Source organism: Microcoleus sp. Pol7_A1 (assembly GCF_036701085.1).
In the GTDB taxonomy this organism is placed as follows: Bacteria; Cyanobacteriota; Cyanobacteriia; order Cyanobacteriales; family Microcoleaceae; genus Microcoleus; species Microcoleus asticus.
The window spans coordinates 1-1241 of record NZ_JAUBQD010000167.1 but is presented as its reverse complement, the minus strand read 5'-3'; the positions used below and the strand labels follow the sequence as shown (position 1 = coordinate 1241).

The 1241-nt window shown below is 36.7% G+C and carries 1 protein-coding gene and 1 pseudogene; both read right to left on the bottom strand.

Annotated features, from left to right (window positions below):
* Nucleotides 1-18 precede the first annotated feature (18 nt).
* Nucleotides 19-768, bottom strand: a complete 750-nt coding sequence (locus tag QUA20_RS31800) for a transposase (RefSeq protein WP_333194327.1) — start codon at nt 766-768, stop codon at nt 19-21.
* Nucleotides 698-1241, bottom strand: a pseudogene (locus QUA20_RS31795) (transposase); the annotation flags it as partial. The pseudogene QUA20_RS31795 and the gene QUA20_RS31800, both read right to left, overlap by 71 nt.

The window sequence follows — 1241 nt, the reverse complement described above, 5'->3', positions numbered from 1 at the left end:
CAATACTCCGGACAGTTTTTAAGCAGCCAGAGTACCATAAGACAAGACTGAAGGAAGATTTGGATGATTTAAAATCAAATCCGGGTCTAAATCTAACTTATCAATAAAGGTACAAAGTAGATGCTTATTGAATTCTAGGCGTTTATAAGAAGCCATTGAAAAGACAAACGACTTGGCAGATGAATGACAACTAGAGAGTTGATGTTTGGCCAAATTTAAGGCAATAAGACTGGCATTAAAATGAAAATCAAGCCGTGGTAAATGACGAGCTTGACAATCAGACAATCCCGTAAATTGCTTGGCATCACGAAAAATAAATTCAATCTGGAAACGAGCCTGATAATATTCAACAATTTGCTCAGGCGGTAAGTGAATATCAGTGCTAAATAATAAAGCATTTTTAATTTGTCCGTTGGCTTGAACCTCAGAAATACAAGCCAAACTAATTGGGCAATTTAAACAACAACTCCACACAACTAATGTATATAATGAAACTCCCGGTTTTATTTGTTTAACAAAATTAAGACGACTCAAATCATGGCAGTCAACCTTACCATCATATTTACGTGGAGCTCCCAGTTTCTTTTGTTCACCAGTATAAAGATAGCGTAGGTTAGCATCAACTCTTAACTTGCCAATAAAGTCTAAATTTAACTCCCGCACAGCATCCCAGAATTTAGAGCGGTAGTAATAGCCATCAGCCACCAAATAACGTACAGAATTTGGGAAGAAATAACGAGTATTCTTTAGATGTTGTGCTCCCGTCATCAACTCTTGTGATGTCAGGCGTTGAGCTTTGAGACTCCGGTTTTTTGCGAAATTTTTTTGACCAGCTATTCTTCGGTTTTTGTGGCAGTTTTTTCACCTTCTTTATTTGAGGGCGTGATGGAGTTTGTTGTACGCTTAAGCTATAAGATAAACGACTCTCAATTTCGACAATAGAAATTACAGAAATTTCCAACCCCTGTGACGATTTCCCCGCTACACCATTATAAAAATAACCCTTACCGTCAGTTTTTTTGCCACTTTTTCTTAAAAAAGAACAATCGATAACGGCAATGACTGTGTGTTCAGGATTTAAGGCAGATTCGAGGAAATATTGATTAAATTGTGGAAAATTAAAGCTTTTGAGAAAGTGACGACGGTAGGTTTTTTCGCTCAAATAACTATAACGACTGAGATTCGTGAAGTTGACCTTACCATAGACCAGCAAAATAGTTGAGAATAAAGTGATTAAAAAC

Coding starts and splice junctions, on each gene's coding strand:
- QUA20_RS31800 (WP_333194327.1), bottom strand. CDS start 768: ATGACGGGAGCACAACATCTAAAGAATACTCGTTATTTCTTCCCAAAT.